The sequence below is a fragment of the Collinsella aerofaciens genome (assembly GCF_002736145.1).
GTDB classification, from domain to species: domain Bacteria; phylum Actinomycetota; class Coriobacteriia; order Coriobacteriales; family Coriobacteriaceae; genus Collinsella; species Collinsella aerofaciens_A.
Genome location: NZ_CP024160.1, coordinates 1,469,230 through 1,494,603, shown reverse-complemented (window position 1 = coordinate 1,494,603; position 25,374 = coordinate 1,469,230). Strand labels below are relative to the sequence as shown.

Genomic DNA, 25,374 nt, shown 5'->3' with positions numbered 1-25,374 from the left:
CGGCCGCCTGCCGGCGCCCTCGCCGGCTCGCTGCGGACGCTGCGCGTCCGCTTGACGCTCGCCCCCTCGCGGGTTCGAGCCCCACCGGCGTGTAAAAGAAACGAGCCCGCATCCCTGGGGGACACGAGCTCGTAAGCAATACATGGTAGGGGCGGTGGGACTCGAACCCACAATCCTTGCGGCGAGAGATTTTAAGTCTCCTGCGTATGCCAATTCCGCCACGCCCCCGTGAGACTAGAAGTCTAGCACAAGCCGTCCGTTACGCGTTGACGGCCATCGAGTGTTGGCCCGACTTCTCCAGGAACTCCTGGAACTTGGCTTCGTCGCCCTTGTTCTTGTACTGCAGGGCCAGCAGGTATTCCAGGCGGCAGCTCTTGACCTTGTCGTCACCGGCCTCCTTGAGCATGCGCTCCAGCTCGGGAATGTCGTTGTGGCGCTTCAAGATCATCGTGTCGTACATCAGTTGGCATTCGTGCGCGACTGCCTCGGCCTGACCGCCCTCAAAGCCCTTGATCTCGTGCAGGAGCTCCTTGGATTTTTTGCGGTCCTCCTGGCCAACGTAGTAGTTAAAGGCCTTAATCACCAGGTCGACGCGCTGCATCTTGGGCAGATTGAGTCCCAGCAGCAAATCGAACATCTCGTCGGCGCGCTTGTGGTCCTCGCGCAGCAGATAGGAGTTCAGGCGCAGGTAGTCGCGGTTATAGCGCGGGTACAGCATGCTGGTGAGTTTGCCGTCGAGCAAGCGATCGAACTCGGCCCACTGTTTGGCGGCCATCAACTGCTGCAGGCGCTTGAACGTGGTGCGTTTTTTGACGCTAAAAAACACCGACACGGCGATGCAGATGATAACGACGGCGGTCCAGAGGGTGCGGGAATCGGGCATATTAGGGTCCTTAGTCGCTCGTAGCGCGAGCGGTATGACAACACGTACTAGATGTATTATACGCAGCGCGCAAGCAAACTGGCATAAAAGCTCATCGAGGCTAAGTGCCATCGCTCGCTGCGGTACACTTACCTAAAGTAAACCATGAAGGGAGACATTACCTATGAAGAAGATCGTTTTGGCTTGCGGTGCTGGCGCTGCTACTTCCACGCTTGTTGCCCAGAAGGTCGCCACCCTGCTCGACGCCAACGGTTACGCCGACAAGTACGAGATCGTGCAGTGCGCCATCTCCGAGGCCAAGGACTACTGCGACGAGGGCGCCGACCTGCTGATCGCCACCACCGTTGCCCCCGAGGGCCTCACCTGCCCGTACGTGAGTGGCGTGCCCTTCATGACCGGCATGAACCGCGTCGCTGCCGAGAAAGCCGTTCTCGACGTTATGGCTCAGTAGGCGCTGCCTGTATGAGTGAGCAGAACACCAACCCGGTGGAGCTCTTTGGCATGCGCGTCGCCCACGTGGGCATCAACGCCACCGACCCGGCCGATGCCCTGGAGATCGCGGAGCTGTTCTCGACGATGATGGGCCTGCCCGTTATTGAGACCCCGGTTTCGTACTTTAACGATTCGCTGATCGAGGTCATGAAGCAGAACGGTCGTGGCACCAAGGGCCACATCGGCTTTGCCGTCAACGACATCGATGCGGCCGAGAAGTGGTTTGCCGAGCGCGGGCTCGAGGTCAACGAGGAGTCGCGCGTGCTGCTGCCCGACGGCGGCACCAAGCTCGTGTACTTTAAGCGCGAGTTCGCCGGCTTCGCCGTGCACCTGTGCCGCGAGTAGCGCACAGGCTGCTATAGCTAGCAAAAAGGGATAGGGCCGCATGGCCTTATCCCTTTATTTATGCCGAGGGGCTTTCTATCGTGGCAGGCGAATCGTAAAGCGACTGCCGACGCCCTCGACTGAGGTCACACCGATGACGCCGCCGTGGCTGTCGACGATCCACTTGGCAATGGCAAGCCCCAGACCCGAGCCCTGCGCGCCGGCATCGCGTGCGTTGTCGGCGCGGTAGAACCGTTCAAACGCGTGAGCTGCGGATTCCTGGTTCATGCCGATGCCCTCGTCCTCAACACTTATGTCGATCGTGCCCATGCCCGCATCGGGCGTTATGCCAAATGTGACGGTCGTTCCCGCATCCGAGTACTTGGCGGCGTTTTGCACGATCACGCGCAGAGCCTGCTTCACGAGCGCCACGTCAACGGGTGCGTCACAGCGCGGGTCGCTGGCAAGTGCAGCGTCAAAGGCCGGCCGATACGTGTGCGCGGCATCGATCATCTGCGATTCCTCGCATACCTCGCCGACCAGCGCGGCCAGGTTAGTATTCGCACGCCGCAGGACTGTGCGTCCGGCATCGCCGCGCGCCAAAAACAGCAGCTGCTCCACGAGCTCCTGCATATGCTCGCTTTCGGCCTTGAGCGAGGCAATGGACTCTGCCAGCACGTCCGGGTCGTCTTTGCCCCAGCGGTCGAGCATATTCACGTAGCCCTGAATCACCGCGATGGGCGTGCGCAGCTCGTGGCTCGCATCGTTGACAAAGCGCATCTGCTGCAGCTTGGCCTCTTGCATCTGGCGCAGTAGGCGGTTGAGTGCAACCTCGATGCTTGCCAGGTCGGCGTCGCCGGTAGTGACGCTTGGCGAGTCGACGCTTGCGCGCTCGATGGCCTGCTCCAGTGTTTCCATCTTGCCGCCGGAGAGCTGCATGCGGCCGAGTTCGTCCACGCGCAGGGCCAGATCGTTGAGCGGCGCCATGGTGCGGCGCACGCGGCGGGCGCCGCCGAGCATGTTGAGCACGCTGATGACCTGCCAACTCACAACGACAAGGTAGAGAGGCCATAGCGTGACGAGGTCCTGCGCGAGGGGGAAAGTCTTGGTGGTACGCGCAAGCTCGACGGTATAGGTGAGCGTTGTCAGGTCCCAGCCGCGCGCGGGCGTCAGCGACATGCTGCGAACGGCGGCGCCGGGGATCCATCCAGCGGTAAACGCGCCGTCGGGCAGCGTCTGGTTGTATCCATAGACGAGGATCGCCGCTGCAGTCACCATCAGCAGCAGATCGAGCCAGACGTAGCTCATCAAGCGGCGCCACATGTAGCTCCAGTTGATGGCGCGGGCGATGGAGGTGACGCGCTTGGTCTCGGCGTTACGCGCGGCAGACATAGCCCACCCCGCGCACGGTTTGGATGATGCGGGCGCCGCCGGCGTCCTCGATCTTGGCGCGCAGGTGCGCGATGTGCACGTCGACGTTGTTGGTGTCGCCTACGTAGTCGTAGCCCAGCGCCTCGTGCGCGATGCGCTCGCGCGTGAGCACGGTTTCGGCATGCGTCATAAGCAGGGCGAGGACATCGAACTCGCGGGCCGTGAGCGCGATGGGCGAGCCGCCGACCGTGACTTCGCGGCGGTCGGGGTCGAGCGCAACCGAGTTAACGGTAAGCGCGGCGTGGGAGGGCGTGGCGGAAGCCTGGGTCGAGTCGCTGACCGGCGGCATCGCAGTGGCGCTCCCGCCCGCGTCGCTCGCCGCGCCCGTCCCGATGCCGCCAACGCCCGAAGCCGCCCGCACGGCCTCCGAGCGCTTCAGCGCCACGCGGATCCGTGCGAACAGCTCCTCAATCGCAAATGGCTTGGTCAGGTAATCGTCGGCACCGGCATCGAGCCCGGCCACTTTGTCCATCACGGCATCGCGCGCGGTGACCATAATCACCGGCACATCCTTGTGCTTGCGGACACGCCGCAAGACCTCCATGCCGCTGAGCTGCGGCAACAGCACGTCGAGCAGAATCAGATCGTAGTCGCGCTCCAGCGCCAGGTCCACGGCGGTGCGGCCATCGGCGGCGTGTTCCACCTGGTAGCCCTCGTGCTCCAGCTCGAGCGTCACAAAGCGAGCGATTTTCTCCTCGTCCTCTACGATCAAGATCCGTGCCATGCGTGCCCCCGTCTGCGATTACTTGTCGTCGTTGAGATTTTGCTTGATGTCGTCTGCGGCGTTGGCAGCGCTATCCATCAGGTTGTTGATGCTGCCGGGCACGTCGCCGTCGCTGTCGATGCGGTAGCGCATGCCAAAGAACAGGCCAATCAGCATCAGCCATATCGTGGCGCCCCAGGCAAACAGCGCGACGATGGGGATCAGGATGGGGATGTTGAGGATGATCGCATCGCGGCGCGTGGCGATAAACTTGGTGTCCAGACTCAGGCGGAAGAGCTTTTTGAGGTACTCCCACACGCTGTCCATCTTCTTGGAGAAGTCGGTCTTTTCGCTCGACTTTTCGTAGGCTGCCTGCGCGGCGACCATCTCGGCAGAGGGCTCATCGACTGGCGCGGACTCGGTGGCGGCATGCGCCGACGTGGTCTGGGTCTTGCCCTGCGACTCGAGCCAAATGATGGCATCCAGAACGTTGCCGTCGGCGGCGTCGAGCGCGGCCTTGGCATCGGTGTAGCTCACGCTGCACTTGGTGCGGATGGTTTCAACTTTTTCGAGGTCGTCCATGACCTGTCCTTTCGTTCGATGGGCGCGACGCCGGGCGATTTGCCCGGGCGCGAGCGTTGCGTTCGGCGGCCTGCGTTGCGCGGCGCCGCCCCGCCCTTGGTCGAACTCTATAGTGCAGGTTATAGATTAAGCGATTCTTGAGCCAAGATTAATGTTGGATGAGTTTTTGGGTGGCAGTGGGGAAGGGAGAGGTGTCCTTCTGGGTAGCTAGCAGCGAGGTCTAATACTTTTCCGAGAAGTGAACGAGCTAAATTGGACCCCCGAAGCATCGACACTTTAAGGGCATCGTTTCCTGCGGTTTCGATACTGGAATCCTGCGATTTTGCCGACGAAAAATGCGGATGCTTCAGGGGTCCAAAAACAGACGTTCACTTCGTGGAAAAGTATTAGACCTCGATAGCGGGAGATGGGGTACCGGTGCAAAACGGCGTCAAGGGTTGGTCGAGCAGGCGGTTTCTCCATTGATGTCCGCACGATATGTGACACTTAACCTGCCGCCTTGCTCTGTCGTGGCGGTGTGAATCAAAGCAACGACCCTCTAAGGAGTTCGATATCGATGAGTGATAACACCAAGCATCTCGCAAAGAAGTGCGTCAAGGACGCGGGGCCGTGCCTCGCGTTGTGCCTTGCCGGCGCAGCGGTCGCGCTGCTGGCTGTTCTGGGACCGTTTGATGTGCTCCGAAGTGCCAGTTCTCTGCACGTTTGCATGGCCTTTGCCGGCGCCATGATGACCGGCGGCGTGCTCGATCTGATTTTTTGGGTGCTCGACCCGTTTGGATGGAAGAACGAGGGGTAGGTCCTAAAGGATGGAAGGGCTGGAACGGTTGGCTTAGTGATCGTGCAGAATGTGGGCTAGCGACTTACGGGGAAGTGGTGATCCGATGACGGTCTATGTGACGGGCGATATTCACGGCGGCCTCGACATGCAAAAGCTGCGCGATTGGGATCTTGGGGAAAGCCTGACGAGCGACGACTATCTCATCATTGCCGGCGACTTTGGCTTTCCGTGGGATTTCTCTGCCGAGGAGTGCGCCGACATCGCTTGGCTGGAGTCGCGCCCCTATACCGTGCTGTTCGTCGACGGCAACCACGAACGTTTCGACCACTGGGCGGAGCGACCCATGGAGTTGTGGCACGGCGGACTGACACAGCGTTTGTCGGACACCTCGCCCATACGGCGCCTGACGCGCGGCGAGGTTTTTGAGCTCGACGGCTCAACGGTCTTTACCATGGGCGGCGCCACGAGCGTGGACAAGGAATACCGCATTCCGTATTCCAGCTGGTGGCCGCAGGAGCTGCCGGACGAGCGCAACTTTGAGGAGGCGCGGACAAAGCTCGACAGCGTGGGCTGGAAGGTCGACTACGTGATCACCCACACCTGCTCTACGCGCATGCTTTCGCCCACGCTTTATCCGGCGCCCGGCTGGAATTGCCCCGCCGTTGATCGGCTTACGGCGTTTTTCGATGAGCTGGAAGATCGCTTGGACTACAAGCGCTGGTACTACGGGCATTTTCATCGTGATGCCAACCCGGCCGAGCGCCATACCGTGCTCTACGACTGCATCGTTCGCCTGGGCGACGAACTCCAGTCCTGGGATGTTGCGTAGAGGCGGGATGGCTGGCTACTCGGCCGTTACAGTGATGTTCTCTCGGTGCGCGCGGATGACGTCCCAGCTAAAGTGCTCGACCAGCCGCTCGGCAGAGCGCGGCGTGGTGTCCGGCGCGATGCCCGTTTGCCCGGCGAGCCAGCCCAGCAGCGCTTCAGGCGTGCCAAAGCGGGCGCGGAGTTCGCCCAGGTCCAGATCGCGGTCTCGTTTGGAAAGGCGGCGGCCGTCCGGTGCCATGAGCAGCGGAATATGTGCGTAGTGCGGCGTGGGCAGTCCCAACAGGTGCTGCAGATAGATCTGGCGCGGCGTGGACCCCAGCAGGTCGCATCCGCGCACGACCTCGGTGACGCCCATGGCAGCGTCGTCGACCACCACGGCTAGCTGATAGGCAAACACGCCGTCGCTGCGGCGTACCAAAAAGTCGCCGCACTCGGTGGCGAGCGCCTCGCATTGGGCCCCGTACGTGCGGTCCACAAATTCGATCACGTCGTCTGCGAGGTCGTCGACGGTGGGCACGCACAGACGTGTGGCCGGGGCGCGCAGGGCGCTGCGACGGGCCACCTCCTCGGCCGAAAGACTTCGGCAGGCGCCACGGTAGATGGGCGTGCCGTCGCTCGCGTGCGGTGCGCTCGCGGCGTGGAGCTCGGCGCGCGTGCAAAAGCAGGGATAGGTGAGGCCGGCGTATTGCAACTGGCGCAGGGCGTCCTCGTACAAGTCCAGGCGGTCGTGCTGGTAGTAGGGGCCTTCGTCCCACTCCAGCCCCAGCCAGGCCAGGTCGTCAATCAATTGAGTGGCAAGTTCGGGGCGCTTGCAGCGATCGTCCAGGTCCTCAATGCGTAACACGATGCTGCCGCCCTGGCTGCGGGCCGAAAGCCATGCGCACAGGCAGCTGAACACGTTGCCCAGGTGCATGCGGCCCGAGGGCGACGGGGCAAAGCGCCCCACGACGGGGGTGGGGGCGGCCGGCGTCGTTGGCGCGTCGGCGGCGGGTGTTGCTATGTTGCGTGCGTTGATGTCCATGCGGACGAGTATAGCGCGGGGCGCGGTGGGGGAGACGCTGCCGTGGCCTGCAAGTTGCTGAGGCCGCGCGTTGCGCGTGCCGGACCACCGGCTCGGCGCCTTAATCGCCGTCAATCAATCTAGCCCTCAAACGACAGAAACCCCGGCAGCTCTTCGCAACTGCCGGGGTTTCCGCGGAAAAGGGGGACATGATCCTCGAGCGGACGGCAAAGGGGCAAACCGTTTTCGCTCAACTGCTTTATGCCCCTCAACTGGCGGCTCAATCAGCGCATGCCGCGCCCACACAAAGCCGCTACACCTGTGATGGAGCTATGAAGTGGTATCTATTGCCGGAGCGGGCTATGCCAAGGAGTGTCCCAGATTGCCGGCAGATAAGGAACGTCCCCAGGTGCCGGCCACGGTCGTGACTTTTGTCCCGTTTTGACGCTCCGCTGGCCTAGATGTTCGTCACATGAACCCGCAAACGTGGGACAATGACGCTACTGGTACCACAGACAAAGGATGTGCCTATGAACGCCCCCGTTGCCCAGCCCTGTCGGCAGCGCCGCCTGTTTGCGCGGTTCGCTTCCGTCTGCGCACTCGTCGCGCTTGCGTTGTTGCTGCTGCCTGCCGTCGCGCACGCCGACGGCTACTCCATGAGCCAAACCTACATCGGCGCCACGGTTGAGGCCGATGGCTCGCTGACCGTTGTCGAGGGACGCCAGTTCGATTTCGGCGATGACATCAACGGCGTGTATTGGGATATCAATACAGGCTCTAACCAGCAAGGCGGCTCGGTGGTCGTCAATGTGCTGAGCGTCGAGGAAGACGACACTGCGTTTAACAAGGTCGACAGCGCAAACAAAGGCGACGACGGCGTTTACACGGTGGAACAGTCCGACGACGGCGTAAAGATTAAGGTGTTCAGCCCCCACGAGAGCGGCGACAGCGCAATCTACTACGTGAGTTATTCCATGACCGGTGCGGTTATGAACTGGGCCGATACCGCCGAGCTTTACTGGAAATTCGTCGGCGACGGCTGGTCGGCGGACTCCGATGACGTCGAGATGGAGGTCTACTTCGCAAATGCCGCTGCCGGGACGGCTGCCGTCAAGGGCGATAACTTCCGCGCATGGGGCCACGGCCCGCTGACGGGCGACGTGTCGCTCGATGCGGACGAGCCCATGGTCACCTATACCATTCCCTGCGTGCATGAGGGCGAATTCGCCGAGGCACGCATCGCCTTCCCCAGCGACTGGGTGCCGCAGCTTGCCGTCTCGGGCGAAAAGCGCATGTCGACGATTCTGAGCGAAGAGAAGGAATGGGCCGACGAGGCCAACGCTCGCCGTGAGCACGCGCGTGCGGTTGCCGGCGCGATTGCCGTGGTGTGTGTTGTCGTGGCGGTTGCCTATACCGGTGTGATCGTGATGCTTAAGCTGCGCAGGCCCAAGCCCAAGCCGCTCTTCCAGGACGAGTACTTCCGCGATGTGCCCTCGGCCGACCATCCCGCGGTGCTTGCAGCTCTCATGAGCTGGAACGATGTGCCCGATCAGGCATATATCGCCACACTGATGAAGCTGACCGACGATCGCGTGATCAAGCTGGAAGAAGCGACCGAGACCAAGAAGAAGGGTCTGCTCCGTCGCGAAAAAGAGGAGCAGACGTATCGCATCACAGTGACCAACGAGGCCTGGAAGGCTGCCAAGAAGGACGGCATCGATCGCGATGTGCTCAAGGTCTTCTTCGCCGGCGTTAAGCCCGATAAAGACGGCGTCCGTTCACGCACGTTTAGCGAGCTGGAGGAGTACGCTAGCGAGCGCACCACATCTGTTGGCGACAAGCTCGAGGACTATCAGAGCACGGTTAAGGGCAAGCTGGAGGCGCGCGAGTTTATCGCATCGGATGGCACTATCGCGATGGTGGCCGGCCTGGTTCTCGGCATCATCATTGTCTTTGGCATTCTGGGCTCTCTGATCTATACCGACTTTGCGGACGCCAACGTCGGCGCCGCTATGATCTCGATTCCCGTCACGATCGTGGGCTTTGTCCTGAGCTGCACCTTCCGTCGATACACGCCGGAGGGCGCCGAGGTGGCGGCTCGCTGCAAGGCGCTCAAGCATTGGCTCGAGGACTTTACGCGTCTGAAGGAGGCCGTTCCCAGCGACCTGATCTTGTGGAACAAGCTGCTGGTGATGGGCGTTGCCCTGGGCGTTTCGAAAGAAGTGCTGCGACAGCTGGCCGAGGCCGTGCCTGCGGATCTGCGCAACAGCGACGATTTCTACGACAACTACCCCTGCTACTGGTGGTATTACCATCACTACGGCAACGAGTCTCCGCTCGATTCGTTCAACGATGTGTATCACGAGACCATCCGCGAGCTGGCTTCGAGTTCCGATAGCTCGAGCGGCGGCAGCGGCGGCGGCTTCTCTGGCGGCGGTGGTGGCGGCGCCGGCGGAGGCGGCGGCGGAACGTTCTAGCGAGCGCTTGCTTTGGGGTGGATCTTTCTGGGCGGTTGCCAGGGAAGATTCATCCCATTTTTGTGCATCGAAACGGGCCAAACTTTCCGCTGCGGACCTTCGCGCAAGGGGCAGTGGACAAAATATGCCAAATATGAGTACTGTTGCTGCGTTGGTCACATATGTTTGCACATAATAATGGGCTCCTAATGAGAGTACTTCTCGTTAGGAGCCCATTTTATTGAACATTTGGGGAGCTACGTCAGCTCGTGCAGCTGGTCGTCATGCCTACAAGCATCAAAAATGCCCCAAGTTGCTGCTACTAAAAAGGTAGCAGTACTCATATTTGATGTTTTTTGACCACAGCTATTTGCAGACCACCAAGGCTACTCATTGGGGACAGACTTAAATGACTAGTTGTTGGGGATCAGTCACTGGGGACGTTCTTAAATGACTAGGTGTGGCTGCTTGGGCTAGGCTGTTAGGTCGAGTTCGTAGAGAAAGCTTTCGCGCGGCATGTCGTGACGACGCTCTTCGCGGTTGGCGCGGTGCGTGGCCGTGCGCTTAAAGCCGTGCAGCTCGTAGAACTTCCACGAGCAGTTAGAGTCGGTGTACAAGTGCGCCCTTGTCGCCCCGCGCGAGGACAGGTACGAGACCGCGGCATCGAGCAACACTGAGCCTACACCCAGGCCATGGACGTCGCGATCCACGGCAAGCAGCGTGACCTCGTTGTCGTGGGGCAACGGGCTGCTTTCGAGCAGGCGGTTGTTGGTTCGGATGGTTGCGCGCACAAACGAGAGATACTCGGCGCAGGCATCGGGCTCCAGTTCACGCATCTGCGATAGCAGCGCGCGTTCGGTATCCATCCAATGTTCCTTAACGGTGGCGCCGGAGCTCTGTCCCGCACGCGCGAGCGAAATGCCACGCGCCTGACCGTCGATTACGGCAACCTGCGAAAACGTCGAGGACGAAAGGCAATAGGCGAGGTCGCACGCGGCCTCGAGGCGGTTGTACTCATCGTTATCCGAATTATTATGCCAAAGCTGCTGCAGAATCAGCGCGATGGCGTCGAAGTCTTCGGTATCAAACGGTCGGTAGAGAACCCGCGAGACCATGGTGCCTCTTTCTTTTGCGGATGCGTATCGAGCACAGTTCTACCACGCTATTGGCATCTAATTATGGTGCCCCTGTGTTCCATGAACTCACCGTGCCCGGTGCCGTGCCCATCCCCTCCGCTCGCAAACTTTTTCTGCACATGCGCTCGTTGCGGGGTGCATCGATGCGCTCGATGCGCTACATTGAATCAGTATTTTCAATGCCGCTGCGCGAGCGCTGCAGATCGACGTATCACCGACTCACAGAGCACGGCGGCGTACCAGACAGGAGGACTGCATGGGATCTGATGTGAAGATCGCACGCGCGTTGATCTCGGTTACCGATAAAACGGGTGTCGTCGATTTCGCACGGACGCTGGTCGATGACTTTGGCGTCGAGATCATCTCTACGGGCGGCACGGCTCGTGCCATCGAGGACGCGGGCGTTCCCGTAACCCCCATCGAGGAGTTCACGGGCTATCCCGAGATGATGGACGGCCGCGTTAAGACCCTGCACCCCAAGGTTCACGGCGCGCTGCTGGCCCGCCGCGATTCCGAGCAGCACATGCAGGAGGCCGCTCAGCACGGCATTAAGCTGATCGATCTGGTCGTCGTCAACCTGTACGAGTTCGAGAAGACCGTCGCCAACCCCGAGGTCACCTTCGCGGATGCCATCGAGCACATTGACATCGGTGGCCCCTCCATGCTGCGCTCTGCCGCTAAGAACGCCGCGAGCGTTACCGTCATCTCCGACCCGGCCGACTACGATGCCGTCCTGGCCGAGATGCACGAGACCGGTGGCTGCACCACGCTTTCCACCCGTCGTCGCCTGCAGGTGAAGGTCTACCAGACCACCGCCGCCTACGACACGGCTATCTCCCGTTGGCTTGCCGCCCAAGCAAGCGATGTGGCGGACACCTCTGCCAAGCTCGAGATCTCGCTGGAGAAGGTCGACGACCTGCGCTATGGCGAGAACCCGCAGCAAAAGGCCACGGTCTATCGCTTTGCCGAGGGCTGCGAGAACACCGCGAGCTCGCAGTTCCCGCTCGTTGGCTCGGAGCAGATCCAGGGCAAGCCGCTCAGCTACAACAACTATCTGGATGCCGACGCTGCCTGGAACCTGGTCCGCGAGTTCGACGAGCCGGCCTGCGTGATCCTCAAGCATCAGAACCCCTGCGGTTCCGCCGTTGCCGAGGACATCACGGCCGCCTACGACCGCGCTTTCGCCTGCGATCCCAAGAGCGCCTTCGGCGGCATCATCGCCTGCAACCGCGAGGTTCCCTTTGAGTTGGTTGAGCACTTCGCCGACCAGAACAAGCAGTTCGTCGAGGTCATCATCGCCCCGAGCTATACCGCCGAGGCGCTCGAGCGCATGGCCAAGCGCCCCAACCTGCGCGTGCTGGCTACCGGCGGCGTGGACCACGGTGCCCAAGTGGAGCTGCGCTCCATCGACGGCGGCATGCTGGTGCAGGAGGTCGACCACGTGACCGAGGATCCCGCGACCTTCACGTTCCCCACCGACCGCAAGCCCACCGACGCTGAGATGGCCGAGCTCGAGTTTGCCTGGAAGGTCTGCAAGGGCGTTAAGTCCAACGCCATCTTGGTCTCCAAGGGTAAGGCCGGCATTGGCATGGGCCCGGGTCAGCCTAACCGCGTTGACTCTGCACTGCTGGCCTGCGAGCGTGCCGAGGACTTCTGCGAGCGCGAGGGCGTGGAGAAGGGCGGCTTTGCCTGCGCAAGCGACGCGTTCTTCCCGTTCCGCGACAACGTTGACGTGCTTGCCGCGCACGGCGTGACCTGCATCATCCAGCCCGGCGGCTCCAAGCGTGACGACGAGAGCATCCAGGCCTGCAACGAGCATGGCATTGCGATGGTCTTCACAGGTGCCAGGCATTTTAGGCACTAGGGCTTTCCCAAGCACCCGACCTTGCCCCTCAAACCGTCGCTTGCGTACATTTAGTACGCGGCGCTTCTCTTTCGGGGCAATCTCGGGCACTTGGAAAACCCTTAATGGGATGTTGTTCTATCCCATTAAGTTGATCGGTCGCCTGGCCATATCGTCAAAATAATCTCTGCAAAAGACGGTCGCTCCGTTTGGAGGGCCGTCTTTTTGGTATAAGAGGACGGAATGACTAACACGAAAGGTACAACCATGCCCCAGATTGATGATGCCGAGCTGTTTGGCAATGCCGAGGATCAGCGTGCGTACGAGGACTTTTGCGCCAATCAGGAGGCGGTCGAGAAGTTTACGCTCGACAAGCCCGCGCTTGTCTGCCGCTGGCGCATGTCCAACAAAAAGGTGCCCATGCTCAACCGCCACATCCGCGCGCTGTCCGAGCGTCTGGTGCAGGGCGAACCGCTTACCCATAACATGCTCAGCTGGGCCAAGCAGCACGTTGAGTGGTCGCTTGCCGAGGGCGACTACACCGCGCGCGACGGCGTACTCATGCTGGTGATCGACATCAACGGCAACGCTGCCATGACGGTGGGGGAGTACGAGCCGCTCGCCGATACGTCGGCCAAGGCGCTGCGTGTCCGTTCTGCCGAGGCTCGCTCCGAGGCCGACGAGACCGGCGTGGCGCCCGAGCTACTTGCCGCCGTCAACGACGGGGAGCTTGCCTTTGTGGCGCCGGCGGACGAGTGCCTGTGCGGCACGGCGACACTCATTGAGCAGCTGGCCCAGACCAAGGGCATCCCGGTCACGCGCGTAGACATCCCCGCTCAGCTCAAGGGCGCGCTGTTCCTGGTGAGCGACGAGCACGGCGTGGTCTCCGCCGACGATACCGATGCCGCCGAGGCGGACGCTGCTATGGTCACCTTCTTCGCCGACGGCTACGAAAAGCTCCGTGCCCGCTGCTCCTAACCTCAAGGCGGGGTGGGCTTACTGAAGCGAGCGAGCGCGTTCGATTGCGTAGGCGAGCGACAGCTGCTCCATCTCCGGGGCGCATTTGTAGCTCAGTCCGGTGAGAGCTGTCACCTTATCGAGGCGATATCGAATTGTGTTTGGGTGCTGGCTAGTCTGCTTGGCGGTTCGCTCGATACGTCGGTCGTTCTCGATGAATGCGGCGAGCGTGGATTCCAGTTCGCTGCCATGCTCACTGTCGTGCTCGCGTATCGGCGAGAGAATCGCCTCCGAAAACGATCGCATCTCCGGGGTTTCCGCAAAAGGCATCACGGTTCTCAGGATGCCGAGCTGCGTATAGCGGACGGGGCCCTCGGCTCGTTGACAAGATAGGCGCTGTGCGTAAATCGCCTGCGAGATCGCCTGCGCCACCGCTTCGTCTCCAAACAGAATATCGCTGATGCCGAGCCCTCCCGCTCCGCCATCGATACCGCTAGCCTCGATGAGCTCCGTGAACGCCTGCACGATTCGATCCACATCGAGCGCCTGCTCCGAGTCACTTGTCGCTACGAATAACAAACCTCCGTCATAGGGTGCCAGCATGTTGTGGCATCCGGCGAGGGCTGATTTTGCACAGAGACGTTCGATTTGCAAAAACGTACGCGGATCGAGGGGCTCTGCAAACGATGCGAACAGGGCGACCGCTTCGTCCAGAAATGACGGGTTGAGGCCTCGGATGCGTCGGCAGATGGACTCGGGCGATACGTCTGTCCTCAGGGCATCGATCTCGCGCTGTGCGAAGTCGATGGACGCGAGCTGCTCGATATGCCGTTTGACCTCATAGATGACACTGTCAAAGAACAGTGAGTCGTCGGTCGTGAGAAAGACCGGGTAGTGCCGCGCGTTGGCGTAGCGGATAGCTTGGTCGGGAATCGGGATGTGCAGGACGTTTTTGATGATGAGACCGCTCGTTCCCTTGGCGACGAGGTATTTCACGGCTTCAGTGATGAGGTACGGGTCGTCCTTTGCATAGAGGAAAGTGCTGAGGACGATTTCGTCTGAGCTGAAGTTGACGCGCTGGTACTTGTTCTTGAGGCCGGGCATGAGTTCATAATCGAGGATCCCGACGCCGGAGACTGCACGCGAGACGCCATCGCTGCCGGCGATCAGACGGACCGACCCCTCATATTCCCGCGAGAAGTCCGAGATGGTGTATAGCATCAACATCACCTTGTAAATCACTACAATAAGTACAGGTATAAATAGGATAATCGCACATCCGTATGCCTTTAATGCGAGAAATAGTTCAAATAGATGCTGATGGAACGAAAAATCAGATTGAGAATCGTTGTAGATTCCAACAAGAAATGATCCTTGGCGGCATCGTAGCTAAACCGTACAGTGAAGCAACGTAAAGCTTTCGCTGAGAGGAGCGATGATGGGGCAGATGGTGGTGCTTTCGGCCGAGGAAGTTTCCAAGGTGCTGACGATTGAGGATGCAATCGCTGCCGTGGAGGAGGCATATCGCCAGAAGGCAACGGGCAAGGGTGTTGCGTGGCCGATGGTATATGAGCAGTTCGAACCCGGTGTGGCCGATATGGATATCCGCTCGGGCGAGTTGGCGGGAAGCGGCCTTTTCGGTCTCAAACTCACTGCTTGGTTCTCTCAGAATCCCAAAAAGGGGCTGCCCGAGATCTTTGGCACCACGCTGCTGTGCGACAACGCGACGGGAGAGCCGTTAGCGCTGCTTAATGCCTCCGCCGTCACTGGGCTTCGCACCGGTGCCGCCGCTGCGCTCGGTGCCAAGTGGCTGGCTCGGGCGGATGCGTCCAAACTGCTTGTTGCGGGTGCCGGCCACATGAGCACCTATATGGTGGCGGGCGTGCTCGCCGCCTGCCCCAAAGTGGGCGAAGTCAAGGTGTGGGAGCCGGTTTCCGACGCCGCGCCCGAGGCCCGCGTCGAGCGCATGCGAGACGAGGTCGCCCATATCTTGGGCGCCTGTGAGCATGCTCGCGAGGCATCCACCTATTCCATCGAGGCGACGGCCGACGGCCAAGGCGCCGCGGCAGAGGCCGACATCATCGTGACGATCACGCCGGCGACCAAGCCCATCATCCCCGATGCATGGGTGCGTCCCGGTACGCATATCTCCTGCGTCGGTGCCGACATGCCCGGCAAGCAGGAGCTCGCCTCGGCGCTTGTCGTCCGTGCCGCTGTTTACGTCGACGACCGCGAGCAATCGGTCGCGTCCGGTGAGCTGGAGATTCCGGTTGCCGAGGGTGCCATCACGCCCGAGGACATCAAAGCGGAACTCGGTGAAGTCATCGCCGGAACGGCTACGGGGCGTTTGGATGACGAACAGGTGACAGTGTTCGATACGTCGGGCATCGCCGTTCAGGACCTTTCGGCATCGAAAATTGCCTACGACCGCGCCGTCGAGGCGGGGCTGGGCACCGCGGTGGAACTGTAAGAAAGTCAAGGAAAGGAAACGACAATGCAGATCAAGGATTTCGCCGTCGAGCAGTGGATGAACGAGTGGGAGACCAAGTGCACCTACAACGTTGCGGAGACGTGCGTTTACTCCCTCACGCTCGACCAGCTGTTCGAGCTTACGAACACCGACAAAAAGGCGTGGCTCGATAGCCTGTGCTCGCGCCGATTCACCTACGGAGACATCGAGGGGCAGCCCGGCTTCCTCGAGGGGGTCGCGCGTCTCTATAAGACGGTCGAGTCCGGGCATATCGTGCCCACGCACGGCGCGACCGGTGCCAACTCCCTGGTTATTTCCACGCTCGTCGAACCGGGCGATCATGTAGTCTCCGTCAAGCCCACCTACCAGCAGCTTTACTCGATTCCCGAGATGTGCGGTGCGAAGGTCGATATCCTTCAGCTCGATCGCAAGAATGGCTACCACGTCGACGTCGACGCGCTCGATGCCTTGGTGACCGACGATACCAAGCTCATCTGCATCAATAACCCGGACAACCCCACGGGCGCCCTGCTCGACACCGATACGCTCAAGGCGATTGTCGAGGTCGCACGCAAACACGACGCGTGGGTGCTCTGCGACGAGGTCTACCGTCTGCTTACTCAGACGGATGAGTACTGCGAGTCCGTGGTCGACCTGTACGACAAGGCCGTCGCCACCGCATCCATGTCCAAGGTCTGGTCGTTCGCCGGCCTGCGTTTGGGCTGGGCGGTCACCAAGAGCCCGGAGCTCCGCCGCGCGCTGCTCTCGCATCGCGACTACAACCTGATTTCCGCCGGCATATTCAGCGAGTCGGTGGCGGAGCTTATTCTGGGCAACGCTTCCGTGATCCTTGAGCGCAGCCGCCGCATCGTCCGTCAGAACCTTGCTGTTCTGGAGAAGTGGGTCGAGAGCGAGCCGCACCTGTCGTTCGTCAAGCCCGAGGCGGGTACCACCGCGCTCGTGTATTACGACTACGACATCGACTCCAGGACGTTCTGCATCGACATGATTAAGAAGTCCGGCGCGCTCGTCACCCCGGGCGATTGCTTCGAGGAGCCCAAGAGCATGCGCATCGGCTATGCATACTCCGATAACACCGACGACCTGCAGAAGGGCCTGGATGCTATCTCCGCGTACATGCGTACGCTCGAGTAGAGGCTCGAGGTCGAAGCGATGGGGCCGATCGGTTTAGGACCGAGGGTCCCTCTTTTCTCTCAAGGCTACCGAACACTTTTGTCATATTAGTTGCCCACGGGGTCGTATCGCTGCGACGCTGTGGGCATAATGGTGCGGAAGGTGCAAGTTGCGCGAAATGGGAGGACACATGGCGCTGATCTATGTCGTTGAGGACGACGAGCCCATTCGTCGCGAGCTTGCCGACATCCTTGCTCGTGCCGGTTTTGAGGTTGAGGCCTGCGAATCGTTCGAGCACGTTTCGCGCGATATTCTCGCCGCTGCGCCCGACCTGGTGCTGCTCGACCTCACGCTTCCCGTCAAAGACGGCCAGCATATCTGCCATGAAGTCCGCCGCGAATCCGAGGTTCCCATCATCGTCCTCACGTCGCGCACGACCGAGATCGACGAGGTCATGGCCATGACGCTCGGCGCGGACGACTTCGTTCCCAAGCCCTATAGCGCGCGCGTGCTCGTGGCGCGCATCAATGCCTTGCTGCGTCGCACCGCGGCGGCGGGCGAGCGCAGCACGCTCGTCCACAAGGGGCTGGAGCTCGACCTCGCCCGTTCTATGGTCACCAACACGGCGACCGGCGACAGCACCGAGCTCACCAAAAATGAGCTGCGCATTCTTTCGCTGCTTCTGAGCCGCGCGGGCAAGATCGTCTCGCGCTCGGCCATCATGCAGGACCTGTGGGACTCCGATGCCTTCGTGGACGACAACACGCTCACCGTCAACATAAACCGCCTGCGCACGACGCTCGAAAAAATCGGCGTCAAGGGGTATCTGACCACGCATCGCGGCCAAGGCTATTCGGTCTAGGTGCCAGCTATGTCGTTTAGCAAATTCTTCAAAGATGCGCTGCTTCCCGTCGCCGTGTGGACGTGCGGCGTGCTGTTGAGCTGCTTTGTGCTGACGGTCGCCGGGGCACCCGCTTCCATCGTGGTCGTGGCGGTCGGCGTGTCCTTTATCTTTGGCATGCTCGGCATCGTGATCGAGTACGCGCGTCGTCGTCGATTTTTGCACCAGCTGGAGCGCGCGGTCGAGGAGCTCGAGAGCCCTGCGTGGGTGCAGGAGATGGTGCAATGCCCGACCTATGCCGAGGGCGAGCTCGAGTACGAGGTCTTGCGCCGGGTGGGCAAAGCCGCTTGCGACGAAGTTGCCGAAGGCCGGCGTCAAACCGACGACTATCGCGACTATATCGAAAGCTGGGTCCACGAGGCCAAGCTGCCTCTGGCGGCAGCCCATCTGATTTTGGAAAACCTGGACGGCAGCGAAGACGACCTGTCGCGTGTGGATGACCTGGGTCGCGAGCTGGCTCGCGTTGAGCGCTATATCGACCAGGCACTGTACTACGCGCGCTCGGAAGTTGTGGAGCGCGACTACCTGATTCGCCGCTGGGATCTCAGGACCTTGGTGACGGGCGCGATTAAGGCCAACGCGCGTGAGCTTATCGCGGCGCACGTGGCTCCGGTGTGCGAGAACCTCGACTTTGAGGTCTTTACCGACGAGAAGTGGCTCGAGTTTATTCTAGGCCAGCTTATTCAGAACAGCATCAAATATGCGCGCGAGGACGGCGCAAAGATCGTGTTTTCGGGTGCGTTGCTGGACGAGGGCCTGGCGAGCGAACGCATCGAGCTTACCGTCGCGGACAACGGCTGCGGCGTGAGCGCGGCCGACCTGCCGCGCGTGTTCGAGAAGGGTTTTACCGGCGACAACGGCCGCACCACCAAGCGCGCAACGGGCATCGGCCTCTACCTGGTGGCGCGCCTGTGCTCCAAGATGGGCATCGATGTCACCGCGGCATCGGAGCCGGGCGAAGGCTTTGTCGTCACGTTCGCCTTCTCAACGAACAAGTTCCAATATTTCGAGTAGCGCACACGGCAGACGTCCGCCCAAACAAAACGTGCCGCCCATGAAAAACGTGCCGCCCCAACCGGGGCGGCACGCCATTTTTTTCTATCAGCCAACTCGCTGAAGTATGGTGACGAAGGCGCAAGGCCGGGAGGGGTTATCTAAGCCGACATCCCGCAGCCGCGAAGCGGCGAGGACGTCGGCGTGATAACCCCGCAGGCCTTGCGCCGGCGGGAAGGAACCTACTTCACGACCAGAATGTCGCAGTCCGTATTGCGCAGAAGGAACGTCGAAATCGAACCCAGGAGCGCGTACTTAATCGAGGACAGACCGCGGGCACCGCAGAGCACAAGATCGGGCTTGACCACGTCGAGCATCTCGTCCTTCAACGTCTCACGAATACGACCGGCGCGAATCATGACTTCGACCTCGGGGATATCGGGATTAGCCTTGGCCTCCTCGAGCTGCTTCGCGATGGAGTTGTTAAAGGCCTCCTCCAAGCCGTTGACTAAGTCGACTGGGTAAGCCCCCGCGCTTTCGAGCGCCGTGGAGTCGATCACGTGACCGATAATCAGCTTTGCGCCGTTGTTTGCGGCCACCTTGATGGCGCGTGCGAGCACAAAATCCTGCTGCTCAGTACCGTCGAGTGAAACAAATACCTTGGTGTAGCCCTCGTTCATGGTTTCCTCCTTGGTCTATCGCACGGGCGCAGGGCTCGTGCGTCGGGCGGCCGCGGATGCGCGGACCGCCGGACACTTTATCTTGTTGCAGTTATACCCAAGGATTTCGGTTTGACCGCCTGCAATTCTGTGAACGGACAAGATTTTTGGTAAGGGTTGGCATGTGTGTGTCGCCAACGGTTGATAATGGGACATCGCCCGCACCGTCCGCAGAAACATCTATCGGCGGGTGTTAAACGAGGGGGTCCCTTTGGATATTATCGAGCTTCTAAAATCTGCCTTCATGGGCCTGGTCGAGGGCATTACCGAATGGCTGCCCGTTTCGTCGACGGGCCACATGATCTTGGTAGACGAGTTCGTCAAGATGAACGTGAGCGAGACGTTCTGGAACATGTTCCTGGTCGTGATTCAGCTTGGTGCCATATTGGCCGTCTGCGTGCTGTTCTTCTACGACCTCAACCCGTTCTCGCCCAGCAAGGGCAAGGAGGGTCGTCGCGACACATGGGTGCTGTGGGGCAAGATTGTGCTCGGCTGTATTCCCGCTGCGGCGATTGGCCTGCCGCTCAACGACTGGATGGAGGAGCATTTCTACAACGCTCCCGTCGTGGCGCTGGCACTCATCGTCTACGGTGTGCTGTTCATCGTGATTGAGAATTGGCGCGCCCGCAAGCGCGAAGAGATGACATTCGCAGGGTCGTTTGGTTCGCGCGCCGTTGTGGCGGGCGGGCGTCCCGCCGGTGCGCACTTTGCGGCGCCTGCCGTCGAGGATTCGGGCAACGATGACGAAGACCTCGACTTTGGCTCCATTGCGACGCTCGAGGACCTAAGCTGGAAGACCGCGCTGGGCATTGGCTGCTTCCAGGTTCTGTCGCTGGTGCCGGGCACATCGCGTTCCGGTTCCACCATCATCGGCGGCCTGCTGCTGGGCTGCACGCGTTCGGTGGCGTCCAAGTTCACGTTCTTCCTGGCTATCCCCGTCATGTTTGGCGCGAGTGCGCTTAAGCTGGTCAAGTACTTCGTTAAGGGCGGTACGTTTGGCGCCAACGAGGTCGCCATCCTGGGCGTGGGCTGCATCGTCGCCTTTGTGGTTTCGCTTATCGCCATCAAGTGGCTCATGGGCTTTGTCCGTCGTCACGACTTTAAGTGCTTCGGCGTCTACCGCATTGTCCTGGGTATCGTGGTGCTCGCGTATTTCTTCGTTCTGGAGCCTATGCTCGGCCTGTAACTTGGTTGACGCTGCGCGGCGGCCAGAGCGACAACTTGTTATGCAAAGAGGGTGGCATGACCAAAAGGTCTATGCCGCCTTTTTTGGTGCAATGGGGACAGGTTGTCTTGCAGCAACATGGTGCAGGCTAATCTAACCCCAATGCACCAAATCTCCTGGGGCGGGCTCGATGGCGGCGCACGGAGTCGCGGTGTGATTTGCGTCGGTGTCCGCGCGGCTCGGTATACTGGTACGGCTCAAACTATGGCGCTGCCCGCAGGCACGCCGTCCGTCAGATGAGGAGTCGCCCATGACCCAGCCCCTGCCCTGGGAAAAGAATGCCGCGGTACCCGTGCCGCCCGCGCCGGAACCCGTGCCGCTCGATGCGTACACCGCCCCCGCCGCGCCGGAGCCCGAGCTCGTCCCGCTCGACATCTACGACGCTCCCGCACCGGCACCCAAGCCCGCCAAGCCGCTCGTCGATATCGACAGCCTTAATCCCGCTCAGCGCGAGGCCGTCCTGACCACCGAGGGTCCGTTGCTGGTCCTTGCCGGTGCTGGCTCGGGCAAGACCCGCGTCCTGACCTTCCGTATCGCCCATATGCTCGGCGACCTGGGCGTTAAGCCCTGGCAGATCCTTGCCATCACGTTTACCAACAAGGCCGCGGCCGAGATGCGCGAGCGTCTGGCGGCGCTCATCCCCAGCGGTACCCGCGGCATGTGGGTGTGCACCTTCCATGCCATGTGCGTGCGCATGCTGCGCGAGGACGCCGACTTGCTGGGCTACACCGGTCAGTTCACCATCTACGATGACGACGATTCCAAGCGCATGGTGCGTGACATTATGCAGGCGCTCGGTATCGAGCAAAAGCAATTCCCCATCAACATGATCCGCAGCAAGATCAGCTCGGCCAAAAACGCCATGATCGGCCCCGAGGACATGCTCAAGAGTGCCGATGGCCCCAACGACAAAAAGGCCGCACAGGTCTATATGGAGCTGGAGCGCCGCCTGCGCGCCGCCAACGCGATGGACTTTGACGACCTGCTCGTGCGCGCGCTTGAGCTGTTGCGCACCCGCCCCGAGGTGCTCGACAAGTACCAAGAGCGCTTCCGCTACATTAGCGTCGACGAGTATCAGGACACCAACCACGTCCAGTACGAGATCGCCAACCTGCTGGCCGCCAAATACCAAAACCTCATGGTCGTAGGCGACGATGACCAGTCCATTTATAGCTGGCGCGGCGCCGACATCACCAACATCCTGGACTTTGAGAAGGACTTTAAAAACTGCAAGACCGTCAAGCTGGAGCAGAACTATCGCTCCACGGGTCACATCCTGAGCGCCGCCAATGCCGTGGTGCGCCACAACTCGCAGCGCAAGGACAAGCGCCTGTTTACGGCCGAGGGCGATGGCGAGAAGATCCAGGCCTTCCAGGCGAGCGACGAGCGCGACGAGGGCCGCTGGATTGCCGGTGAGATCGAAAAGTTGCACTCCAAGGGCACGAGCTACGACGACATCGCTGTGTTCTATCGCACCAACGCGCAGTCGCGTATCCTCGAAGATATGTTCCTGCGCGCGGGCGTGCCCTACAAGATCGTTGGCGGCACGCGATTCTTCGACCGCGCCGAGATCCGCGACGTCATGGCCTACCTCAAGATGATCGTGAACCCGGCCGACGAGATGAGCGTCAAGCGCGTCATCAACACGCCGCGCCGCGGCATTGGCTCCACCTCGATTCAAAAGATTGAGCAGCTGGCACGCGACAACCGCTGCTCGTTCTTCCAAGCCTGTGAGATCGCGTGCGCCGAGACGGGCATGTTTAGCGCCAAGGTACGCAACGGCCTGTCGAGCTTTGTGTCGCTGGTGCGCGAGGGCCGGCGCATGGACGGCGAGCTCAAGGACGTCGTCGAAATGATTGTCGACAAGACGGGCCTGCTGCAGGCCTTCCGCGCCGAGGGCACCATGGAGTCCGAGAGTCGCGCCGAGAACATCCAGGAATTCCTGGGCGTCGCTGCCGAATTTGAGGAGACGCACGAGGATATCGAAGGTACGCTTGAGAGCTTGGAAGAGCTGCGCGCTGCCGGTGTTGCCGATGTGCCTGCCGACGCTGAGCCCGAGCCCGTTGTGGTGGGCGCACCTGCGCCCGAGCCCGGCCCGTCTGCGCCCGCGTCTTCGTTTGAGGCGCTCGTTGGCGCGCGTGACGCCGCGGGTTCCAATCCGCTCGACAGCCTGGCGGCCCCGGCGCTCTCGCCGCAGGATGCCCTGGCTGCCGCTATCGCGGGCAACGCCTATGCCGCACCGACAGAGCTGCCCGCGGGCGCCGTGCATGCCGACGAGATCGAGCGCACCTACGGCCCGCTCACCTGCAAGGCGCTTCCTGCTCTCATGGAGTGGCTGGCCCTGCGCTCCGACTTGGATTCCCTGGCCGGCGAGACGCATGCCATCACCATGATGACCATTCACTCCGCCAAGGGCCTGGAGTTCCCCGCGGTGTTCGTGGCCGGCATGGAGGAAGGCATCTTCCCGCACGTGCACGACTTTGGCGGTAGTGACGATCCGGGCAAGCTCGAGGAGGAGCGTCGCTTGGCCTACGTCGCCATTACGCGTGCTCGCAAGCGCCTGTTCTTGACCTATGCGGCCACGCGTCGCACCTACGGCTCGACTTCTGCCAACCCGCGCTCGCGCTTCCTCAACGAGATTCCGTTTGAGGATATTGAGTTTAGCGGTATCGGTTCTGCCGGTTTTGAGGGCACGGGCTGGGAGAAGCGCGGCGACCGTCACGGCACCTTTGGCTCGGGCATGGGCTCGGATATGTACGGCGGCAAGGTGTTTGGTTCGCATACGCGCTCGACCGGCGGTTCCGGTTCGCGCGGCGGATCGAGCTTTGACGATTTCTTTGGTGGCAGCAGCTACGGGACCGAGCGTCATCGTGGGGTCTCGCCCGATGCCGGCCGTGTTGCCTCAACCTTTGGTTCGGGCGCGCCGCGAGCTAAAAAGCCGTCGTCCAAGGTGTCGCCGACGGTGGAGCGCAAGGTCGATCGCGCCAGCGCGTCGCAGGACTTTGCCGCGGGCGATACCGTGAGCCACAAGACCTTTGGTACGGGCACCGTGATCTCGGTCGCCGGAGACATGATCGAGGTCCAATTCGAAAAGACCGGCCAGACCAAAAAGCTTATGAAGGGCTTTGCGCCTATAGTGAAACTGACCTAGGCGGCTTTCCCAGGCACGGCACCTCGGCCTTCAATCGTCGGGCATGACCTCAAGGTCTATGCCCTCCTCTTTCAGGCCGATCTGCCGCACCTGGAAAACCCGTACATCTTGCTAGGTGGGCGCGCCGGGGGCTTTGGTCGCCTGCTCGGACAGTCCTGCTCGCACGGAGAGCACATTAAGTGCTCTCCGGCTCGTGCGGAACTCGCGATCGATGTTGCCCCATACGCCCGCCCGGGTCCTTGGATAACGTTGCTTGCGAACGTCGCTTTGCTCGTTCGCTTTTTGGTCTGGAGAGCCGGGTGGGCTGATATATAGATACGAGTAGGGGCTCCTCCGTTGATGAACGGGGGAGCCCCTTGTTTCGTTTTGGTTGTTGTTGCGACCTAGAGGTGGCTGATGATCAGTTCCATCTTGCCTTCGAGTTCGATCTGGTCCACGGTGCTGGGGGCCAGCAGGTGGCTGCCCTTGTGAACGGGCTCGCCGCAGACGGTGCCTTCGCCGTCGATGACTGACAGGCACATGAAGGGCCAGCGCTGGTCGAGGGTCTTGCTGCCGTCGACGCGCACGCGATCGACGGTGTAGCAGGAGTTAGACTCGAGCTCGGTCACGCCATCGACCTCGGGCGCGGTCACCGTGCCGTCGGTCGGAGCCTGAGCATCAAAGTCGATGCAGTCGAGGCTCTGCTCAATGTGCAGTGGACGCAGTTTGCCGTCGGTACCGGGACGGTCGTAGTCGTACAGGCGATACGTCACGTCGCTCGACTGCTGCGTCTCCAAAATGAGCGTGCCGGTCTTGATGGCGTGGACGGTACCGGAATCAATCTGGAAAAAGTCGCCCTTGTGGATCGGCAGTACGTTGAGCATGTCGTCCCAACGGCCCTCCTCGATCATCTGTGCGGCCTCGGCGCGGTCGTGCGCGCGCTGGCCGACGATGATCGTGGCACCGGGCTCGCAGTCCAGTACATACCAGCACTCGGTTTTGCCCAGGCTGCCGTTCTCGTGCTCGGCGGCGTACTCGTCGTTGGGGTGGATCTGGATCGAAAGGTCGTCCTTGGCGTCCAGGATCTTAATGAGCAGCGGGAACTCCTTGCCCTCGCAGTTGCCAAAGAGCTCGCGGTGCTCGGCCCACAGCCATGATAGCGTGTGACCGACGTACGGGCCCTCAGCGATCTGGCAGTCGCCGTTGGGGTGTGCCGAGATGGCCCAGCACTCACCGATGGGACCCTCGGGAATGTCGTAGCCAAACACGGTCTCCAGCTGGCGGCCGCCCCAGATCTTCTCGTGGAAGATCGGCGTGAGTTTAATCAAATCGGACATGTGCATACTCCCATAAGGTTGTGCGGGTGCCGCGTAAGACAGCTCAAAACGA

Annotated in this window: 22 protein-coding genes and 1 tRNA gene; 13 read left to right on the top strand and 10 right to left on the bottom strand. The window is 61.2% G+C overall.

What is annotated here, in order from left to right; all coding sequences use genetic code 11:
- Window positions 1–143: 143 nt before the first annotated feature.
- Window positions 144–228 (bottom strand) — tRNA-Leu (locus CSV91_RS06575).
- Between the two features lie 31 nt (window positions 229–259).
- Complete coding sequence (locus CSV91_RS06570) at window positions 260–883, bottom strand: hypothetical protein (RefSeq protein WP_099432258.1); 624 nt, start codon at window positions 881–883, stop codon at window positions 260–262.
- Between the two features lie 163 nt (window positions 884–1,046).
- On the opposite strand from CSV91_RS06570, the gene CSV91_RS06565 reads away from it, so the two are divergent.
- Together CSV91_RS06565 and CSV91_RS06560 are read left to right on the top strand one after the other, a co-directional pair.
- Window positions 1,047–1,334, top strand: a complete 288-nt coding sequence (locus CSV91_RS06565; RefSeq protein ID WP_006235903.1) for a PTS sugar transporter subunit IIB — start codon at window positions 1,047–1,049, stop codon at window positions 1,332–1,334.
- 11 nt (window positions 1,335–1,345) lie between these two features.
- Complete coding sequence (locus CSV91_RS06560; RefSeq protein WP_099432257.1) at window positions 1,346–1,720, top strand: VOC family protein; 375 nt, start codon at window positions 1,346–1,348, stop codon at window positions 1,718–1,720.
- Between the two features lie 75 nt (window positions 1,721–1,795).
- Here CSV91_RS06560 and CSV91_RS06555 read toward each other — a convergent pair whose 3' ends face one another.
- The 3 genes from CSV91_RS06555 to CSV91_RS06545 are packed head-to-tail and all read right to left on the bottom strand — an operon-like array spanning window position 1,796 to window position 4,415.
- Window positions 1,796–3,091, bottom strand: coding sequence for a sensor histidine kinase (locus CSV91_RS06555; RefSeq protein WP_099432256.1), 1,296 nt, complete (start codon window positions 3,089–3,091; stop codon window positions 1,796–1,798).
- Complete coding sequence (locus tag CSV91_RS06550) at window positions 3,075–3,854, bottom strand: response regulator transcription factor (protein WP_099432255.1); 780 nt, start codon at window positions 3,852–3,854, stop codon at window positions 3,075–3,077. The genes CSV91_RS06555 and CSV91_RS06550 overlap by 17 nt, the downstream gene beginning before the upstream one ends.
- 18 nt (window positions 3,855–3,872) lie before the next feature.
- Window positions 3,873–4,415 carry a UBA domain-containing protein gene (locus tag CSV91_RS06545; protein WP_099432254.1) on the bottom strand — a complete coding sequence of 181 codons (543 nt, stop codon included), beginning with the start codon at window positions 4,413–4,415 and terminating at the stop codon, window positions 3,873–3,875.
- Window positions 4,416–4,971: 556 nt separating this feature from the next.
- Here CSV91_RS06545 and CSV91_RS06540 point away from each other — a divergent pair.
- Together CSV91_RS06540 and CSV91_RS06535 are read left to right on the top strand one after the other, a co-directional pair.
- The gene (locus CSV91_RS06540; protein WP_099432253.1) at window positions 4,972–5,211 is read left to right on the top strand and encodes a hypothetical protein; all 240 of its coding nucleotides are present in this window, start codon (window positions 4,972–4,974) and stop codon (window positions 5,209–5,211) included.
- An 85-nt stretch (window positions 5,212–5,296) separates the two neighbouring features.
- On the top strand, window positions 5,297–6,022 hold the full coding sequence (locus CSV91_RS06535) for a metallophosphoesterase (protein WP_099432252.1): 726 nt from the start codon (window positions 5,297–5,299) through the stop codon (window positions 6,020–6,022).
- Window positions 6,023–6,037: 15 nt separating this feature from the next.
- Here the strand turns inward: CSV91_RS06535 and gluQRS are convergent, their stop codons facing one another.
- Entirely contained in the window at window positions 6,038–7,156 is a 1,119-nt protein-coding gene (gene gluQRS / locus CSV91_RS06530) for a tRNA glutamyl-Q(34) synthetase GluQRS (RefSeq protein WP_269148479.1), read from the bottom strand.
- A 395-nt stretch (window positions 7,157–7,551) separates the two neighbouring features.
- Here gluQRS and CSV91_RS10050 point away from each other — a divergent pair, with 395 nt between their 5' ends.
- The gene (locus tag CSV91_RS10050) at window positions 7,552–9,498 is read left to right on the top strand and encodes a DUF2207 domain-containing protein (protein WP_157758007.1); all 1,947 of its coding nucleotides are present in this window, start codon (window positions 7,552–7,554) and stop codon (window positions 9,496–9,498) included.
- Between the two features lie 452 nt (window positions 9,499–9,950).
- Here the strand turns inward: CSV91_RS10050 and CSV91_RS06520 are convergent, their stop codons facing one another.
- Entirely contained in the window at window positions 9,951–10,592 is a 642-nt protein-coding gene (locus tag CSV91_RS06520; protein WP_099432251.1) for a GNAT family N-acetyltransferase, read from the bottom strand.
- Between the two features lie 277 nt (window positions 10,593–10,869).
- Between CSV91_RS06520 and purH the strand changes: the two genes are divergently transcribed.
- Window positions 10,870–12,477, top strand: coding sequence for a bifunctional phosphoribosylaminoimidazolecarboxamide formyltransferase/IMP cyclohydrolase (purH, locus tag CSV91_RS06515; RefSeq protein ID WP_099432250.1), 1,608 nt, complete (start codon window positions 10,870–10,872; stop codon window positions 12,475–12,477).
- A 246-nt stretch (window positions 12,478–12,723) separates the two neighbouring features.
- Complete coding sequence (locus tag CSV91_RS06510) at window positions 12,724–13,434, top strand: hypothetical protein (RefSeq protein WP_232049579.1); 711 nt, start codon at window positions 12,724–12,726, stop codon at window positions 13,432–13,434.
- A gap of 18 nt (window positions 13,435–13,452) precedes the next feature.
- Here CSV91_RS06510 and CSV91_RS06505 read toward each other — a convergent pair whose 3' ends face one another.
- Entirely contained in the window at window positions 13,453–14,634 is a 1,182-nt protein-coding gene (locus tag CSV91_RS06505; protein WP_099432248.1) for a PucR family transcriptional regulator, read from the bottom strand.
- Between the two features lie 217 nt (window positions 14,635–14,851).
- On the opposite strand from CSV91_RS06505, the gene CSV91_RS06500 reads away from it, so the two are divergent.
- The 4 genes from CSV91_RS06500 to CSV91_RS06485 all read left to right on the top strand — a co-directional run bounded on the left by CSV91_RS06500 (window position 14,852) and on the right by CSV91_RS06485 (window position 18,932).
- Window positions 14,852–15,883 (top strand): ornithine cyclodeaminase family protein, encoded by a 1,032-nt coding sequence (locus CSV91_RS06500; protein ID WP_099432247.1) that lies wholly within the window; start codon window positions 14,852–14,854, stop codon window positions 15,881–15,883.
- A gap of 24 nt (window positions 15,884–15,907) precedes the next feature.
- On the top strand, window positions 15,908–17,038 hold the full coding sequence (locus CSV91_RS06495; RefSeq protein WP_099432246.1) for an aminotransferase: 1,131 nt from the start codon (window positions 15,908–15,910) through the stop codon (window positions 17,036–17,038).
- 169 nt (window positions 17,039–17,207) lie between these two features.
- Window positions 17,208–17,879, top strand: a complete 672-nt coding sequence (locus CSV91_RS06490) for a response regulator transcription factor (protein WP_099432245.1) — start codon at window positions 17,208–17,210, stop codon at window positions 17,877–17,879.
- 9 nt (window positions 17,880–17,888) lie between these two features.
- Window positions 17,889–18,932: a sensor histidine kinase gene (locus CSV91_RS06485; protein WP_099432244.1), complete on the top strand. Its 1,044-nt coding sequence runs from the start codon at window positions 17,889–17,891 to the stop codon at window positions 18,930–18,932.
- A gap of 221 nt (window positions 18,933–19,153) precedes the next feature.
- Here the strand turns inward: CSV91_RS06485 and CSV91_RS06480 are convergent, their stop codons facing one another.
- Window positions 19,154–19,591 carry a universal stress protein gene (locus CSV91_RS06480; RefSeq protein WP_099432243.1) on the bottom strand — a complete coding sequence of 146 codons (438 nt, stop codon included), beginning with the start codon at window positions 19,589–19,591 and terminating at the stop codon, window positions 19,154–19,156.
- A 250-nt stretch (window positions 19,592–19,841) separates the two neighbouring features.
- Here CSV91_RS06480 and CSV91_RS06475 point away from each other — a divergent pair, with 250 nt between their 5' ends.
- Together CSV91_RS06475 and CSV91_RS06470 are read left to right on the top strand one after the other, a co-directional pair.
- Entirely contained in the window at window positions 19,842–20,816 is a 975-nt protein-coding gene (locus tag CSV91_RS06475; RefSeq protein WP_099432242.1) for an undecaprenyl-diphosphate phosphatase, read from the top strand.
- Window positions 20,817–21,105: 289 nt separating this feature from the next.
- Window positions 21,106–24,006, top strand: coding sequence for an ATP-dependent helicase (locus CSV91_RS06470; protein WP_099432241.1), 2,901 nt, complete (start codon window positions 21,106–21,108; stop codon window positions 24,004–24,006).
- Window positions 24,007–24,389: 383 nt separating this feature from the next.
- Here CSV91_RS06470 and CSV91_RS06465 read toward each other — a convergent pair whose 3' ends face one another.
- On the bottom strand, window positions 24,390–25,322 hold the full coding sequence (locus CSV91_RS06465; RefSeq protein WP_414436967.1) for a type I phosphomannose isomerase catalytic subunit: 933 nt from the start codon (window positions 25,320–25,322) through the stop codon (window positions 24,390–24,392).
- Window positions 25,323–25,374: the final 52 nt, after the last annotated feature.